Below are 16308 nucleotides of genomic sequence, written 5' to 3' on the forward strand. Positions count from 1 at the left end.
AAACCGTCGGCTACGGGGACGGGATTATACAGGTGAGTGAAAACAACATCGAAAAAATCAGTTGCCGAGTCTCAGTGGCGATCTTTCGCTTCGCGGCGTCCCGGGAAATCGACACCGCCGAGTGGACCACCGGGCTCGCGACGTCGCAACGCCAACTGCTCGACACCCGTCGTTGGGTCGACGCCAAGGTGATCACCGCGCTGTGGCGACGCCTGGCCGCCGCGACCGACAATCCTGAGATTGCCGCCGAAGTGGGTGTGTACGCGATGCGCAAAAACGTGTTGGGTTCGGCCGGCACGATCATGCGCCTGTTTGCCACCATGACCCGCGCGTTGCAGAAAGCCGCCGATCTGGCCGGATATTTCTTTTCCGGCGTTTCCCTGACGCCCGCACGCGTAGGCTCTTCGTCCGCCTTGCTGGAACTGCGCGGCGACAACGGCGCGATGAGCTATCACGACTTGAATTTCCTGCGCGGCGTACTGGCGGGGCTGCCGCTGTTGTGGGACCTGCCGATGGCGCGGGTCGAGATCACGAACTACGGCCTCAGCGTCGCCGAATGCTCGCCGGTCGCCGACCGCATGTACCTCGTCGATGACGACGGGGGTGTGCACAGCCATCCGTCCGGTGAACCCGACGACATTCGCGACGAGGGAACGCTTGCCGAGGACGGGACCTTTGCGGTGGAAGAAGTGTGTTACGGCGGCGAGCCCACCGTCCTGCACGTCACCTGGGAACAAGCCTCGGGGCGTTCATGGCTGCAGCGCGTTTTTCCGTCCAACGACGTGTTGACCGAAACGTCCGCCGCGCTGGAAAAAGACCTCCGCGACTTGGAGGCCATGTACGGCAACCTGGAAGCCGCCAGCGACGATCTGCAACGCCTGGTTGCCCTGCGCACCACCGAACTCGAACGCGCCAACGTCGAGTTGGAGGGGCTTAACGAAAAGCTGGAACGGCAAAACCGGCTCAAAAGCGAGTTCATCGCCGACTTCTCGCATGAACTGCGCACCTTGATCACATCGATTGTCGGCTTCGCCGACTTGCTCGATGGCGGCGTATTCGGCGCGCTGAACAAACGGCAGGCCAACGCCTGCCAACGCATCGTGGTCAATACCCGCGTGCTGCTGCGCGCCGTGAACGACCTGCTGGATTTATCGAAGCTGCAAGCCGGAAAAATGGAGGTGGCCTACGAAGAGATTTCCGTGCGTGACGTGCTCGACGAGAGTGCGGCCATTGTCGCTCCGCTTGCCGAAGAAAAGGAGCTGACCCTCAAAACGGAAATCGGTCCCGAGGTTCCCACCCGTATTTTCACCGACCGCGCCAAGCTCAAGAACGTGCTGGTCAATTTGCTCGGCAACGCGGTCAAATATACCGATCGCGGCCGCGTCACCTTGCGCGCTTTCACGGCCGGCCCGGGAGACGTGTCCTTCGCCGTGGAAGACACCGGCCGCGGCATTGATGAAGTCGACTTGCCGCTACTGTTCGAGGAATACGCCCTCATCGGCAGCGGCGGGAGTAGCCGGCGCGGCATGGGGCTGCAGATCGCGAAAAAGCTTACCGCCTTGCTGCGCGGCAGCATCGCGGCGGGCAGCCAGCCGGGTATGGGCTCGGAATTCACGGTGACCATCCCCGTCCGCCCGATCGACGTGGTAAAGACCGCAGCCCCGGCGTCCGAATCCCTTCACCCCGAGCGCGCGCAGTACACGATCGTCGTGGCCGATTCGAATGCGGAAGATGCGGTCTTCCTGCGCCTTTCGTTCGAGGCCGTCGGTTTGCGGGCCGAAACTTGTACCGACGGCCGCGAGGCGGAGCGCCTGGTGCGGCAAAGCAACGCGGATCTATTGGTGCTCGACCCCCTGCTGCATCACCGCGACGGTTGGCAGGTGTTGCAGGACCTGCGGCGCAACTCGAAAACCGCATCGCTGCCGGTGGTATTGGTGTCCGAAAACGTGCAGGCGGACCTGGCCGAAGCCTACCGCGTGGCCGGCGTGTTCGCGAAACCCTACGATCGCGAGGTCCTGGTGGGCGAATGTCTGCGCCTGCTCGGGCTGGAGACGCAGGGAGAGGCTGAATCGTGAATTACGCCGTGCTTTACAACGTGTTTTTATGTTGGATGGTGGCGCTGGTCAGCTTGGCGGCCACGCGCGCGCTGTTGCAGCGTCCCCGCGCCACTCTCGGCCTGCAGGCGTTGGCGTTGTGCTGGAATTTCGCGGCGTTGTTATGGTTTATGGCGGGGCTGCGCTTATTGGCTTATTTCGCGTTTTTGCTCACCAAGGAAGCGACGTTTATGGCTTTGGACCGCGCCATGTTCTACGCCGGCGAGCTTTTTCTCGGTGGGCAAATCGTGTCCATCATTCTCTTTGCCGTCGACAGCACGTGGCGAAACCGCTACGCCAACGTCGTCTTCACGCTGATCGGCGTCGTGTCGGCGATGGCGTTTTTGATCATGTTGTTCGTCGGCGGGCTCGATGATTATCTCGAAACGTCTTGGGGTAGCGAGCATGTGTTGCCGCAAAACGCGTTTTACGCTTTTTTGCCGGCGTATCTGCTATCGCTTTTTACGGTAATATGTGTGATAATAAAGGGCTTTTGGGAACGATGGCGGCGCGGTGCCGTCCCCGGCGACGTCGCGTTGCCGGCGGCGCTGGGGTTGCTGCTATACGGTGTGGCGGGGATCTTTGACGTGCGCGGCAGTTGGGGCGGTTGGCAGCTTTTGCTGATCCGGGTTTCGTACCTGATTGCCGCATTGGTAACGTTTTGGGTGGCCCGCCCCGAAGATGGGTCAATCAGGGTGGTGCGCAGCCTGGAGGAACCGTGACTTCTCGCCTGAGCATTTTCGCCAAGATTTTCCTCGCCATCAGTGGGCTTGCGGCGGTGCCGTTGCTGATCATCACCGCGCTGCTGGTGTCCACCTACCAAAACATGATCGGCGACCTGATCATCCGCGTGCTGCCCGTCGCCACGCCCGATCTGGCCGCGCTGATCACCGGGACCATGGCCCGCGTCTCGCTGGACGTGTTCATCCTCGTGGCCGTCATCATTCTTATCTCGCTGATTCTCGTGGTGTTCGGCGCCCTATACCTGTCGCGCGAATTTTCCCGCCCCCTCAATACCTTGCTGGAAGCCACCGGGCATTTGGCCGAAGGCGATCTCGACGTACGCCTGGAAAGCTCTCGGCAAGATGAATTCGGCGGCCTGGCGCTGGGATTCAACCGCATGGCCGCCCAACTCAAGAAGGCGCGGGGCGAACTGCAGGAAGCCAACGTCGCCCTCGAAAACCGCGTCGCTCAGCGCACCGCCGAACTCGAAGTCACCAACCTGGAATTGCAGGCGTCGGCGACCAAAATGCAGGAAACGATGCGCGTCAAAAGCGAGTTTCTGGCCAATATCAGCCACGAACTGTTGACCCCGCTACACGCCATGCTCGGCTACGCGGAACTGCTCCACGAAGGAATCTACGGGCCGCTCAGCGAAAAGCAGAACGACGCCGTGCGCCGTATGGAAAACAGCGCCCAAACGCTGCGCCGACTCATCAACGACATCATTGAATTGGCCCGCATCGAAACCGGGCGAACCACGCTCACCGTCGAACCCTTCGACGCCGCCGAGATGTTGCAGGACGTCCTAGACTCCTTGCGCGCGGTTTATGGAAAAAAGGATTTGGCGTTGCGCGGTGAGTTGGCGCCCGACCTAACCGAATTCCGCACCGACCGCGGCAAGGTGCAGCACGTGCTGTTCAACCTGCTGTCCAACGCCATGAAATTCACGGAACAGGGCAGCGTCACGTTGCTGGTCCGACGCGAGGCGGACGGAGAGCATGCCGTGTTGGAAATCCGGGATACCGGCCCCGGCATCGCCGCGGAAAAACTGGAAACCGTTTTCGAAGAGTTTCGTCAATTGGACGGCTCGACGACCCGGCGCGCCGGCGGGGCGGGCATCGGCCTGCCGCTGACCAAACAACTGGTCGAGATACTCGGCGGCGAAATTTCCGTCGAAAGTCGCGTGGGCGAGGGCACGACTTTCCGCGTGATACTGCCGGTGGCGTTGGATGTCTCCGCGCCGCCGCGGCGCGATGCGCTGCTGCCGAACACGAGTTTTCGGGCGATGCCGGCAGCCGGCGGGCACTCGCGCATTGTATTGGCCGTCGATGACGACGAAGAACTGCTGGAATTGTTGGTCGCCGTGCTCGAACCGGCCGGCTATGAAGTCATTACCTGCCTAGACGGCGATGCGGCAATCGCGAAAGCCCGGGAGCTGACGCCCTACGCCGTCACCCTCGACATTCGACTGCCGCAGCGCGACGGCTGGTCGGTGCTGCGCGAACTCAAAGCAGTCCCCGAGACCTCGAGTATCCCGGTCATCGTGCTGTCGGTGATCGACGACCGCGCCCTCGGAGAACAACTGGGCGCCCACGGTTACCTAACCAAACCCTTCGATCGCAAGCGCTTGCTCGAAGAACTCGATGCGATAAACGACAATCACCTGGTTCATTAGCGGGAGGGCCGAGGAATGTCGCAGAAATCAGTGTTGGTGATCGATGATATTGAGGAAAATTCCGATATCATCCAAACGAAACTGTCCTTTGCCGGATACAACGTCACCGTGGCCGACGACGGTGAAACCGGAATCGAGATCGCCCGGCGGGACAAGCCGGATTTAATTCTCTGCGATATTATGCTGCCCAAGATGGATGGCTGGGACGTGCTGGCCAACCTGCGGGACAACGCCGAGACGGCCGAGATCCCCGTCATCTTCATGACGGCCTACACTACGATCCAGTTTTCCGGCGAAAAACGGCGCGCCATCGAACGCGGCGCGGTCGACTATTTGAAAAAACCATTTGATTTGGGAGAAATGCTCGAACTGGTGCGCAAGCACATCGGACCCTGAGCCGGCGGGTATCCCCGGCCTTTTCCCAACCGTTTTTCTCGCGCGAGGAGTGACGAAATGAATCGCCTGCTCATCACCGGCGGCTGTGGCTTTATCGGCGCAAACTTCGTGCGTTGGTCGCTGGCCAACCAGCCCGATTGGGAAATCGTCAACCTCGACGCGCTGACTTACGCGGGCAACCTGGCCAACCTCGCCGACCTGGCCGATCACCCCCGCTACCGCTTCGTCAAAGGCGATATCGGCAACCCCCGGGATGTCGCCGCCGCCATGGCCGATTGCGACGCCGTCGTGCACATGGCCGCCGAAAGCCACGTGGACCGCTCCATCGAGGGACCGTCCGTGTTCGTGCAAACCAACGTCGTGGGCACCCAAGTGCTGCTCGACGAAGCGCGTCGCGGCGGCGTCGGCGTCTTTGTCATGGTCAGCACCGACGAAGTGTACGGCTCGCTGGGCGCGACCGGCCGGTTTACCGAGCAAAGCCCGCTGCAACCCTCCAGCCCCTATTCGGCCAGCAAAACCGCCGCCGACTTGCTGGCGCTGTCGTATCAAACCACCTACGATCTGCCGGTCATCGTGACCCGGTGTTCCAACAACTACGGCCCCTATCAGTTTCCCGAAAAACTCATTCCCCTTTTCGTCACCAATGCCATGACCGATCAACCGCTGCCGCTGTACGGCGACGGTAAAAACGTGCGCGACTGGATCCACGTCGAAGACCACGTGCGCGCCCTCTGGCGTGTGGTCGAAGACGGCCGCCCCGGCCAGGTTTACAACATCGGCGGCAACAACGAGCAAGCCAACATCGACATCACGCGCGTGATTCTCCGCGTTTTGGGTAAACCCGAAAGTCTGATCCAATTCGTCACCGACCGACCCGGCCACGACCGGCGCTACGCGATCGACGCCGCCAAACTCAGCGCCGAGATCGGTTGGCAACCGCAAGTGAAATTCGACGACGGCATCGCCGCCACCGTGGCGTGGTATCAGCAAAATCGCGTTTGGTGGGAGGCGATCAAATCCGGCGAGTATCGCGATTACTACGAGCGTATGTACGCAAATCGTTAGCCGCCGGCGTATCTGGTATCCTGGCTTGCAGATTCTTTCGGAGGCGCGACGCACGCAATGTTGAAGCCCCTGACCCGCTACACCGTCTGGCTCGTGATGGCCCTCTGGTTCGCCACCGGTGTGGGCGGCGTGCGCACGGCGGCCGAGAAAAACCTCTACGGGCAGGTTCGTCGACTCGCCGCCTTCTCCTTTAACATTACACCCGAGTCGCACCTGGACACCGGCACCGCCGCGCGCCCCGGCCCGGCGCTTTTAGCGCTGCCCTTTTATGCGATGGGAAGGGCCGTCGGCCGCTTTCGTGTCGACAACGCCGCGAACCCCGACAGCCTTTGCGCTCAGGCGACCAAGTTGGCCGCCGCCTTCGCCATGGCCACCGCGCTGGTGCTGCTGTGGCAGACGGCGGTGATTCTCGGCATCCGTCGCGGAGCCGCCATGGTGGCCGCGCTTGCCGCGGCGTTTGCCTCGCCGCTGACCATCTACGGTTCGCAATTGGCCCCGCCCGCCTTCAGCCTGCTGGCGGGGGCGCTGGTCGTCTATTCCTTGTTTTGCATCCGCCAAAAAGACGAGCGTCGCCGGACGCGATTGACCCTCGGCGTCGGCTTGGGCTTGGCCGCGTTGTGCGACGATACCCTCCTGCTGTTTTGGCCGCTGCTGATGGCCTGGGCCGTTATCTGGATGCGCATGTACTGGAAAAGCCTCGCCTCGGCCTGGCCCACGTTCGCAACCGGCGGGCTTTTGCTGCTGGTCGGGGCGCTGATCAATACCGCGACGTTCGGCGGCCCTTTGCATGCGCCTGATGGACGCTCGCTGGCCGGTCACTTCAGCCAGGAGTATCTGGCGGTGGCATTCTCATCGACTTTCTGGACGCAGGGCTTTCTGCCCTCGCTGAAGCTCTGGTTGATCGGTGACGGCGCGCTCGATCCCGCTCTGGTCGCCGCCCGCGCGTGGCCCGCGGCGCTGGCCGGTCGGGTGGTGCTCGGCTTGTTCGTCTGGATGCCGCTGCTGGCGTTGGGCGCGCTCGGCTCCTTCGCCAAACGGCGCGACGTGTCCGCCCGCCGACCCTTGTACGTGTTGATCGCCGCCTTTTGGGTCGGCTTTCTGCTATTGCTTGTCCAGCGCTCGAGCCCCGATGTGGCGTTTCCGGACGCGTCGGCCGGCATGTCGATGTGGGTCGCGTACTTGATCGGCCTGGCCTTCTTCGTCGAATACCACTTATGGGAAATGCACGGGCTGGTGTGGAAAAACGCGCTGCGTGTCGTGTTTCTCGCCGCCTTGGTCGCCGGGTGGGGCAACGGTTGGTACGGCCTGGCCGAACGTAACGTGGGTGCGCCGCTGCCGGTGACCGCGCACACGGTCTCCCCACCATCGCTCCAGGCCCCCGCGGGGCTCGGGCAAAAGCGCGATCGCGGTCTCTCGTTGCCGGCCGATCGTGACGACGCCTTCTTCTACAACGCCAACCGCACCGCGGAATGGCTGCGGAGTCACCCCGGCTCGTTTTGGTCGACGTTCCGGCCGGGCCTCAACAACCTGTCGTTCTTCGTGCCGATCTTGATTCTGCTTTCTTTGCTGCCCCTGTTCCTGTTTTGGGTTGCGGCCAGCGCGCCGCGAACCGAACTCGACCGCCTGCACCCGCCGCCGCAAGAAGAGCCGCCCCCCGCGGCAACCGAAGAGGTCTACGAACCCGAAGAAGAAAACGATAACGGAAGATGACCACAAGGTGTTCATGGTATTGCCGAGGGATTAATCGTCGTGTACCGTTATCGAAAGGGGATATGAAATCCATATGCAGGAAGAAAAAACGATTTCGCGTGGGTCGAAAATTGAAACGCAGCATTTCCTTTACAATCGCGATGCGCGGTCCATGAAGGATTTAGACGATCAGTCGATACATTTGGTTGTTACCTCACCTCCCTATTGGACGCTAAAGAAGTACAACGATCACCCAGGGCAACTTGGTCATATCGAGGATTATGAAACATTCTTAGCGGAATTGAATCTCGTTTGGCAAGAATGTTTTCGCGTCTTGGTGCCCGGTGGCCGGGCAGTGATTAATGTGGGCGACGTTTGTCTTTCGCGAAAACAGAACGGGCGGCATCTCGTGATGCCACTTCACGCCGATATCATGGTAGCGTGTAGAAAAATCGGGTTTGATAACTTGAATCCGATCTTGTGGTTGAAAATCTCAAACGCTCAATTTGAAGCGAATGCGAATTCGAAATTTCTTGGAAAACCTTATGAACCAAATGCAATTGTAAAAAACGACGTCGAATTTCTCTTGATGCAGAGAAAACCGGGCGGATACCGTAAGCCTACAATGGAACAAAGAAGCGCGTCCAAACTCCCCAAAAAAGAGTTCAACGAGTGGTTTCGTCAGGTGTGGACATTAACGGGCGCTCGTGATTCAAGCCACCCGGCGCCTTATCCGCTCGCGTTAGCGGAGCGACTAGTGCGAATGTTCAGCTTCGTTGGTGATACGGTTCTGGACCCGTTTTTGGGGACAGGCACAACAGCCATTGCCGCCGGCCGTTGGCGCAGACACAGTGTGGGATATGAGGTCGACCCGGAATATTTCAGACTCGCGAAGAAAAACATAGAGAATGCCACCGATCTATATCAAGAACTCACGGTATGCACCGAACATAACGCCGGAAACCAATGACACGTTTCTTGTCAAACGCTTGGGTCAAGGAAAACGTCGAGGAAGCTGTGCGCTATTTCTGGGAAACAAGAACGGGCCAAGCAAACAGGTCGAAACGGGACCAAGGGAATCGAAAAGCGGCAACAGGAGGAAAGCATCTTTGGCGTTTTTCGGAGATCTTTCAGGAGGTCGCTTTAGGGTCCGGTTATACGGACGACCATGTTTTTCTTACGCCGAAAAAAAAGAGGATACTTCCGGGGTATTTTCGTCCCACGAAGGATTGGGACTTCTTGGTCGTTAAAAACGGGAGACTCATTGCGGCGATCGAAATGAAATCGCATATTGGGCCGTCTTTCGGAAACAACTTCAACAACAGAGCCGAAGAAGCACTTGGAAATGCGGTGGACTTTTGGACCGCTTATCGGGAAAAGGTCTTCGGTCTGCAACCGAGCCCTTGGCTTGGATATGTCATGTTGTTGGAAGACCATGAGAAAGCAAGGAGGCCAACAAAGACGGAAACCTTCCACTTCCCCGTCCTTCCGGAACTGGATCGGGCATCTTATGCGAAACGTTATTCTGAACTCTGCTCGCGCCTTATCTTAGAGCGGAAATACAGCGCAGCCGCGTTGTTGGTAGCCCCAAAGCACAGCCCCGGCGAGTATTCGGAACCCAGCGATGAGCTGTCAATCAAACGATTCCTCAAGTCTTTTCGCGCTCATTTGCGAGCTAATATCAGCAGTTAGTTAAAGCGCGTCAAATGTGAAGGGTTTGAGTTCCTTGCGTTCGATTTCGTCGCTGTCGGGCGTCTCCACCGAGCGAAGCAACACGTCGAAATCGAGCATGCCGCGCGGTGCCGACGCCCGCACGTTTAACGTCGCGTCGGGATTGGCCAAGGGGCAGGGGACGTGCGCCGCGAAACGAACGATCGTGCGGTCGCCCGCCGCCAGCGTTCGGCGAACCAGCTTCCACGGCTCCCCATCGTACGTGGCGCTTGCTTCGACCTTCCCCGCATCGTGCGTTTCGATTTCGATGAACAAATCCTTGGCCGAAGCCCGCTTGTGCAGCGGCCCCGCGACCTCGACTTGCTTGGCGTCGCCTGAGAGCACGTCGGCCCGCAATTCGTACCAGTTGGCCGCAGGCCGACTGTCGACCTTCCCCGACCATTCGTTGTAGCGAATACCGCCCGTGTTGAAAGCGGGCTCGATGCCGAATACGCCTTGCCGCAGCACCCACCCGGCGGGCACGATTTTCGGCGTGCGCAGCGGTGGCGTCACGTTCGGCCGCGCCGCGCCGATCCGACACACGAAACGCGCCGCCGCGCCGTGAGCCGCCAGGCGGACCGTCGAACTGTCGTGCCGCAGGGAATTGTCTTCCATGCGCCGCGCCGCGAGCATGAAGAGCCCGGCATGCTGCAGGCGCCGCGTCATATCGAGGTCTTTGTCGAAACCGTGCGCCAAGCCTTTTTTCTCATAGGGAAAAGCGCCGTTGATCGACCCGCGAAATCCCAGCCGCGCCTGCTCGGCCACCACGAAGAACGCAAATACCAGCACGCCGACCCAAGCCGCTTTCACCGCCCGCCGCGCCGACCATGTCGCGATCCGCGCCCGCCACGTCACCAGGCGCCCGCGAAGGAAGAACGACAACACCAACACCGCCAACGCCGCCGGCGGCAGCCATAACATCCACGCCGTGGGCAGCACCGCCGACCACCCCGGATACCCGCCGATGAACACCGCACCCGCCGCGCCCAGGGCCGCAAAGTGCCCCACCAGCCGGGCCAACGCGAGGTAGGCGAGCGCGAAACCGGCGAGCCCCCACAGCATCGTCACCGCGAAGGGCGCAATCGCACCGCCGAAGGGGAGGATCATCGTCGCCCAGAAATCAAAGGTGTCCCAACCCACGGTGCGCTCGGCTTCGGCAAGCCGGGCGAGTGATTCGGGCCGCACGATGCCGCCGAAAAAAACCGCCGCGTGCGCCATCACCGCCAAGAACATGGCGATCAGCCAGGCACTGCGCGGGCTCGGGAAAGGTCGGGTTTGATCCATGGTCTCAAGATACGGACTGTGGGGGGCCTAGCGCAAGACACGGTTTGGCGCGCGGCGAAATCGTCACTATGATGAACGGAGCAACGAAAGGATTCGCGACATGAAACGAAGTGTTTGGTTCGCCGTCATCATCGCAATCGTCTTGGCCTCGCCCGCCGCAGCCGGCTGGTCGGCCACACCCTATCTGAAACCCTACATGCAGTTGGACCTCCCCGTGTTGGCCGCACCGCTGGCCGATCCTTATGAAGTGGGCGAGCAGCGTACGTTCTGGGGGTGGGACTTGTCCGGCATGCCGCCGGCGAACATCCAGTTTACCGCCACCTGCCGCGGCGCGTCCGACTTCGGCTACGTATTCGTCGCCGACGCGCTGTGGGGTGACGCCATGGATCAGGACGACGTCGACGCCGTGCTCGAAGCGTGGGACGAGACCTCGCCCGCCGGCAGCGTGGACCCCGACAGCGGCATCTACGACATCGAAGTGGAGCTATTCGGCGACCCGCCCGACACGGACGGCGTCCCGGGCGTCGTGCTGCTGTACTACGAGATGAACTGCTTCATGGGCACGTGCTTCGACGGCTTCTATCGCTATGACGACCAGACCGCGGGTCCCTACAGCAACGAGATGGACATGGTTCACCTCGATCCGACCGTCAACGATCCGGGCGACGATTACATGCTCGGTGTGGCGGCGCACGAGTTCAACCACATGCTGCAGATGGTGCACGATGTGAACGAAACCGCGTGGCTCTCCGAGTCCCTGGCCGAAGCCGCGATGATCGTCACCGGCTACGACACCGACACCGGTTGGCTGGCTGATTTCGCCGCCGACCCCACGACCGGATTCTTCGGCGACGAAACGAACGTGCATTACGGCGCGGCGCTCTTGCTCGGCACCTATCTCTACGAAGCCGGCGGCGCCACGCTGCTGCAGGCCGTCACGGCCGACTCGGACAACGGCGTCGAGAGTATCGAGAACCATTTGCCGGCCGGCGACGTTGATAACTTCGGCGAATTCTTCGGCGACATGGCGCTGGCCGCGGCGGCCGACTTCTTCGTCGAACAGCTCGACGCAACGACGGCGGCGCAGCAGGCGTATCAATACCGCTTGCTCTCGGTGGGCGAGTTGAACTGGACTGAGCCTTCCGAGTCGGGCAAAGCGGAAACAAGCTGGCAGACGACACTGCCCGGCGGCTCGATGGCCGCGCTGCGCTTCGACTTCGACACGCCGATGGGCGCGGCGGACGTCGCGCTTTCCGACACCAACGGGCTGATCGAGTACGGCGTGTTCGGCGCACCGGATGGCGAGGCCCTGGCGTACACGCGGTTCAACAATCCGGATGATGCCACGATCGAATGCCCGCTCGGCGCGGCGACCACGGCCGTCTTGGTGGCCGCCAATCCGCAGCCCGCGCCGGTGTCGCTGGATATCACCGTGACCTTTGTGGAAGCGGGAGCAGGTGATGACGACGTCACCGATGACGACACAACCGGCGACGACGACGACACAACCGACGACGACATCGGCGACGGATGCGGGTGCTGAGAACGACCGGGGCCTAATCGCTTACCCGGCTCCAGATTTGCGCGCGTACGGTTGGCGCGGCGGCGAAGGTCGGCCAGGCTTTCTCGCTGCGTGGCACGAAACCCGCTTCACGTAGAACGCGTATCGTCGGCTCGACACCGCGATCCAAATTGCGCCAACGCTCATGCGACAACAACAACGCCACGCGGCGATGCCCGGCAAGCCGCCGGCGCAATGCGGGTAAGTCGCATTCGTCGGTGAGGCTCGCCCCCGCTCGATGCGATTCCCCACCGGGCCGCAGGTCATTCGGTATGCCGACCGTCTCCAGCCCTTGTCCGTACCAGCGGTAGCCGTCGGCGGCGAACCACGCCACGCCCAACACCAGGTCGCCCGGCGCTGATTCGCTGTCGATCCATTGCGCGGCTTGGCGCAACGGCTCGCGACCCTGGCGGGCGGCTTCGGGCAACGCCAGGACGTTCAACCCGAGGATCAGGGCGAACAAGACGCCCGCGGCGAAACGCGGCCGCCACGCTGCGAACGGTGCGACGGCCAACAGGGCCAGCGGGGCGGCGATGACGACAAAGTAATGGAAGCCGATGAAGACGCCGAAAAGCAGATGCGCGGCCAGCGCCGCGATCACGACGATCCCCGTCACCAGCAGCAACGCCCGCGCGGGCCGGGAACCGCGCAGGGTCCAGGCGCCCCATGCCGCCAGCCCCCACGCCAACAAGGTCGCGGCGATCCCGGCCAGAGTCGGCCACAGCACGCGCAGCGCCGGTTCGACGCCGCCCAATCCGCCCGCGTTCAGGAAGATCTGCCCACCGCGTCGCGCCAAACGTTCGGGCGAGGCCGACCATTGCACCCAGCCGCCGCCCAGGCCGCCCGCCTGCGCCCACAGCACCGGCAACCACGGCGCGAACAACAAGCCGGCCAGCAGCGCAGCGCCCGTCACACTTCGCCCGGCCGCGTCGCCTCGCACGTAAAGCCACACGCCCAGCAAGCCGACCGCGGCGAGTAGGAAGACATGGTAGTAGAATGTGTAGCAGCCCAACGCCAGCACGACGCCGAGCGCCACCGCCCGGCGGCGATCGGGCCGCTCCATCAGTGAAAGCAGCAACGCGATGACCGCCGCGCCCAGCAATGCGGCAAGCGCGTAGGAGCGAACCAGCCGCGCCAGTTGGAAGCCCATCGGCGAGGTGATCAACAACGCCGCGCCCAAGATGCCGGCAAGATCACCGGCCAGGCGGCGTCCGATGACGTAGGCCAAAAAGGCCGTCGCCAACCACGCCAACACGGAAAACAGCCGCCAACCCGCCTCGGGCAGCCCGGCCCGCACCGCCAAGCCCACTAGCAGCGCGAACGTCGGCGGATGCACATCGACGGTAGTAGCGGCAAGCAGATGTCCGTCGCGCGCCGCCAGCGGCAAATAGACTTCGTCGGTGTTGAGGCTCAAGCCCGGCAGGCTGGAGAGGTACACGGCAAGGCCCGCCGCAAGCAACAGAGCGACTGTCCAACGGCGGACCCGGTCACTCACTCGAGATCGCCTTCGAATTCGAGGTCGAAGAAATCGGCCGCGTTAGGAGTGGCGGGGTTGGGCGCGTATTCGGTCGGCTCGGTACCGGCGACGAACATTTCGTTGACCCCCGGCGCGTCGGGGTGCGCCAACAGGCCGGTTTCCGGATCGATGCGCGCGTAGACCAAACCCGTCGGCGCGGCGAAACTCGACGGTTCCCGCCCCTTGAGCGCATTGCGCATGTAATCGATCCAAATCGGCAACGCCGTCGTGCTGCCCGATTCGCTGCGCCCGAGTGATTTGCCGCCGCGGTCGTAACCCACCCAGACCCCGGCCAGCACTTCCGGGGAGAAGCCCACGAACCAAGCATCGGCGTAGTCGTTCGTCGTGCCGGTTTTACCCGCCAGCACCCGGCCCAGCACGTTGCTTTTCGCCCCGGTGCCGCGCGACGCCACGCTGTGCATCATGTCGGTAATCACGAAAGACACCTGCGGGTCCACGACCTGCCGCCGGATCGTCTTGCCGCTGACGATGGCTGAAATCGGGATCTCGCCGTGCGGCTCCGGCGTGTCTTCGTCCTCTTCGTCTTCATCCTCCGGCGTCGTTTTGTCCACGCCGAAATCAGACAAGAACTCCATCAAGCGCCGTTCGCGCATCGGGTCTTCCAGCGGATTGTTATGAACGTCGGGCCAGTTGTTCGCCGCGACCGCGCGCAAATCGGGCTTCTCGGCCAAGGGCGGCGTTTGCTCGACAAAGTCGCTGAACTCCGCCTCTTCCAACAGGTTGCCGTCGGCGTCGGCGACTTGCAGCACGAACACCGGATCGGTGAGCACGCCGCCGGATGCGAACACGCCGAACGCGTTGACCAGCTCCAAGGGCGTGATCTCATACGTGCCGATCGCCATCGACAAATCGCCGCCGGTTAGCGAGTGCAGGCCGACGCGCTTGGCGAAAGCGGTCAGGTAGTCCACGCCGATCATGTCCGCCACGCGAATCGTCACCGTGTTGATCGAGCGCGTCAGCGCCTCACGCAGCGACATGTAGCCGCGAAAACGCCGGTCGTAATTCGCCGGGCGCCAATTGTCGGAAAACACCAGCGCCGTGTCCGGGAACACCGTCGCCGCCGTGAGTCCCGCGTTGACCGCCGCGGCGTACACGATGGGCTTGAACGCACTGCCCGGCTGGCGGCGGGCCTGTACCGCGCGGTTGAACTCGCTTTGTTCGAAGTCGGCCCCGCCGATCATCGCCAGCACGTGGCGCGTGCGTACCTCCATCGACAAAAGCGCCGCCTCGGCCGCGGGCCACGCGGCCAACACGTACGCGCCGCCTTTACTTTCCCGGTACACCTGCACCCGATCGCCGGGGCGTAGCAAATCGCTGGGTCGACGCACCGTGACCGACGTCGTCTTGCGACCGCGCTTGATGCGTGTGGCCCATTTGATCTTCGCCAGCGGCACATCCACCAGCCCGCCGCCCACGTCCACGGTTGCCGTGCGCCTGATGTCGTCCAAACCGATCACCAGGCCTTCGCGCACTTGCGTCGCGTCTTTGCCGGCGTTGATTCGCGTGATGCGCCGCATCGCTTCGGGCCACTGCTCGCGCGGCGTAACCGGCGGCAGCGCCAGGATGCCCTGCCGTTTGGCATGTTGGCGCAGCCCGAGATCGACGGCCGCGCGGGCGGCGCGCTGCAGTTCCAGGTCGCAGGCCGTGGTGACGCGCAGCCCGCCCTGCAGCACTTTTTCGGCGCCGTATTGTTCCATCAGATAACGACGCACGAATTCCACGTAATCCGGCGCGAGTTCTTTGTTGATATCGTGCCAGGGCAGCACGGTCAGCGGCTGAGCGTCGGCGGTTTGAAACTCCTCGGCGGTAATGCGGCCGTCTTCCAGCAGCCGGGTGAGCACGTAATGACGGCGGGTCATCGCCCGTTCAGGCCGCGTGCGCGGACTGTAGCGGCCCGGCGCCTGCACGAGCCCGGCCAGCAAGGCGGCCTCGGCCACGCTGAGTTGCGCGGCGGATTTGCCCAAGTAAGCCCGCGCCGCCGCCTCGACCCCGTACGCGCCGCCGCCGAAGTAGATCTGATTGAGGTACAGATAAAGGATGTCTTCTTTCGACAGGCGGTCCTCGATGCGCTTGGCGAGAATCATTTCCCGCATCTTGCGCGAGTAGGTCTTCTCCGGGGTTAGCAACAGGCTTTTGACCACCTGCTGGGTGATCGTCGATCCACCTTGCTTGATTTCGCCCGCCCGCAGGTTGGCGATCGCCGCCCGCGCGATCCCCCAGTAATCGATGCCCTCGTGTTCAAAAAACGTCTTGTCCTCGGCCGACACGAAGGCGTACACGACGTGCTCCGGCAGATTCTCGGCCGAAATCAGATAACGCCGCTGATTTTCGTACATGAATTCGCCGATCAACTCGCCGTGGCGATCGCGCACTTCGGTCACCAGGTTAGGACGATAATCGTCCAACGAGTCGATCTTGGGCAGCCCGACCGCCAGCATGTTGTAGAAAACGAAGGCGAAAATGCCCGCCGCTACCGCCGCGCCGAGGATGCCGGTGACGACAAAGTTGAGCAACACGTGCCACTTGTGGTTTCGCCCGTGTGGTCTCATCAGCAGCGGTTTGCCCTGGGGCACAG

General features: G+C 62.3%; 12 protein-coding genes. 9 read left to right on the top strand and 3 right to left on the bottom strand.

Annotated features, from left to right (window positions below; genetic code table 11):
* Window positions 1–32: 32 nt before the first annotated feature.
* The 8 genes from P9L99_06720 to P9L99_06755 all read left to right on the top strand — a co-directional run bounded on the left by P9L99_06720 (window position 33) and on the right by P9L99_06755 (window position 9333).
* The gene (locus P9L99_06720) at window positions 33–2075 is read left to right on the top strand and encodes a hybrid sensor histidine kinase/response regulator (GenBank protein MDP8223033.1); all 2043 of its coding nucleotides are present in this window, start codon (window positions 33–35) and stop codon (window positions 2073–2075) included.
* A complete protein-coding gene (locus P9L99_06725; protein MDP8223034.1) occupies window positions 2072–2815 on the top strand; it encodes a hypothetical protein in 744 nt (247 codons plus the stop codon). Before P9L99_06720 ends, P9L99_06725 begins: the two co-directional genes overlap by 4 nt.
* Complete coding sequence (locus tag P9L99_06730; GenBank protein ID MDP8223035.1) at window positions 2812–4491, top strand: ATP-binding protein; 1680 nt, start codon at window positions 2812–2814, stop codon at window positions 4489–4491. Before P9L99_06725 ends, P9L99_06730 begins: the two co-directional genes overlap by 4 nt.
* Before the next feature lie 15 nt (window positions 4492–4506).
* Window positions 4507–4887 (top strand): response regulator, encoded by a 381-nt coding sequence (locus P9L99_06735; GenBank protein ID MDP8223036.1) that lies wholly within the window; start codon window positions 4507–4509, stop codon window positions 4885–4887.
* Window positions 4888–4944: 57 nt separating this feature from the next.
* Window positions 4945–5952 carry a dTDP-glucose 4,6-dehydratase gene (gene rfbB, locus P9L99_06740; protein ID MDP8223037.1) on the top strand — a complete coding sequence of 336 codons (1008 nt, stop codon included), beginning with the start codon at window positions 4945–4947 and terminating at the stop codon, window positions 5950–5952.
* A gap of 57 nt (window positions 5953–6009) precedes the next feature.
* Window positions 6010–7662, top strand: coding sequence for a hypothetical protein (locus P9L99_06745; GenBank protein MDP8223038.1), 1653 nt, complete (start codon window positions 6010–6012; stop codon window positions 7660–7662).
* Between the two features lie 73 nt (window positions 7663–7735).
* The gene (locus tag P9L99_06750) at window positions 7736–8611 is read left to right on the top strand and encodes a site-specific DNA-methyltransferase (protein MDP8223039.1); all 876 of its coding nucleotides are present in this window, start codon (window positions 7736–7738) and stop codon (window positions 8609–8611) included.
* Window positions 8608–9333 carry a PaeR7I family type II restriction endonuclease gene (locus tag P9L99_06755; protein ID MDP8223040.1) on the top strand — a complete coding sequence of 242 codons (726 nt, stop codon included), beginning with the start codon at window positions 8608–8610 and terminating at the stop codon, window positions 9331–9333. Before P9L99_06750 ends, P9L99_06755 begins: the two co-directional genes overlap by 4 nt.
* On the opposite strand, the gene P9L99_06760 is transcribed toward P9L99_06755, so the two are convergent.
* Window positions 9334–10635, bottom strand: coding sequence for a hypothetical protein (locus tag P9L99_06760; GenBank protein ID MDP8223041.1), 1302 nt, complete (start codon window positions 10633–10635; stop codon window positions 9334–9336).
* A gap of 100 nt (window positions 10636–10735) precedes the next feature.
* Between P9L99_06760 and P9L99_06765 the strand changes: the two genes are divergently transcribed.
* The gene (locus P9L99_06765) at window positions 10736–12178 is read left to right on the top strand and encodes a hypothetical protein (protein MDP8223042.1); all 1443 of its coding nucleotides are present in this window, start codon (window positions 10736–10738) and stop codon (window positions 12176–12178) included.
* 13 nt (window positions 12179–12191) lie between these two features.
* Here the strand turns inward: P9L99_06765 and P9L99_06770 are convergent, their stop codons facing one another.
* Entirely contained in the window at window positions 12192–13691 is a 1500-nt protein-coding gene (locus P9L99_06770) for a glycosyltransferase family 39 protein (GenBank protein ID MDP8223043.1), read from the bottom strand.
* Window positions 13688–16306 carry a PBP1A family penicillin-binding protein gene (locus P9L99_06775; GenBank protein ID MDP8223044.1) on the bottom strand — a complete coding sequence of 873 codons (2619 nt, stop codon included), beginning with the start codon at window positions 16304–16306 and terminating at the stop codon, window positions 13688–13690. Before P9L99_06775 ends, P9L99_06770 begins: the two co-directional genes overlap by 4 nt.
* Between the last annotated feature and the right edge of the window lie 2 nt (window positions 16307–16308).

This window comes from Candidatus Lernaella stagnicola, from assembly GCA_030765525.1.
GTDB lineage: Bacteria > Lernaellota > Lernaellaia > Lernaellales > Lernaellaceae > Lernaella > Lernaella stagnicola.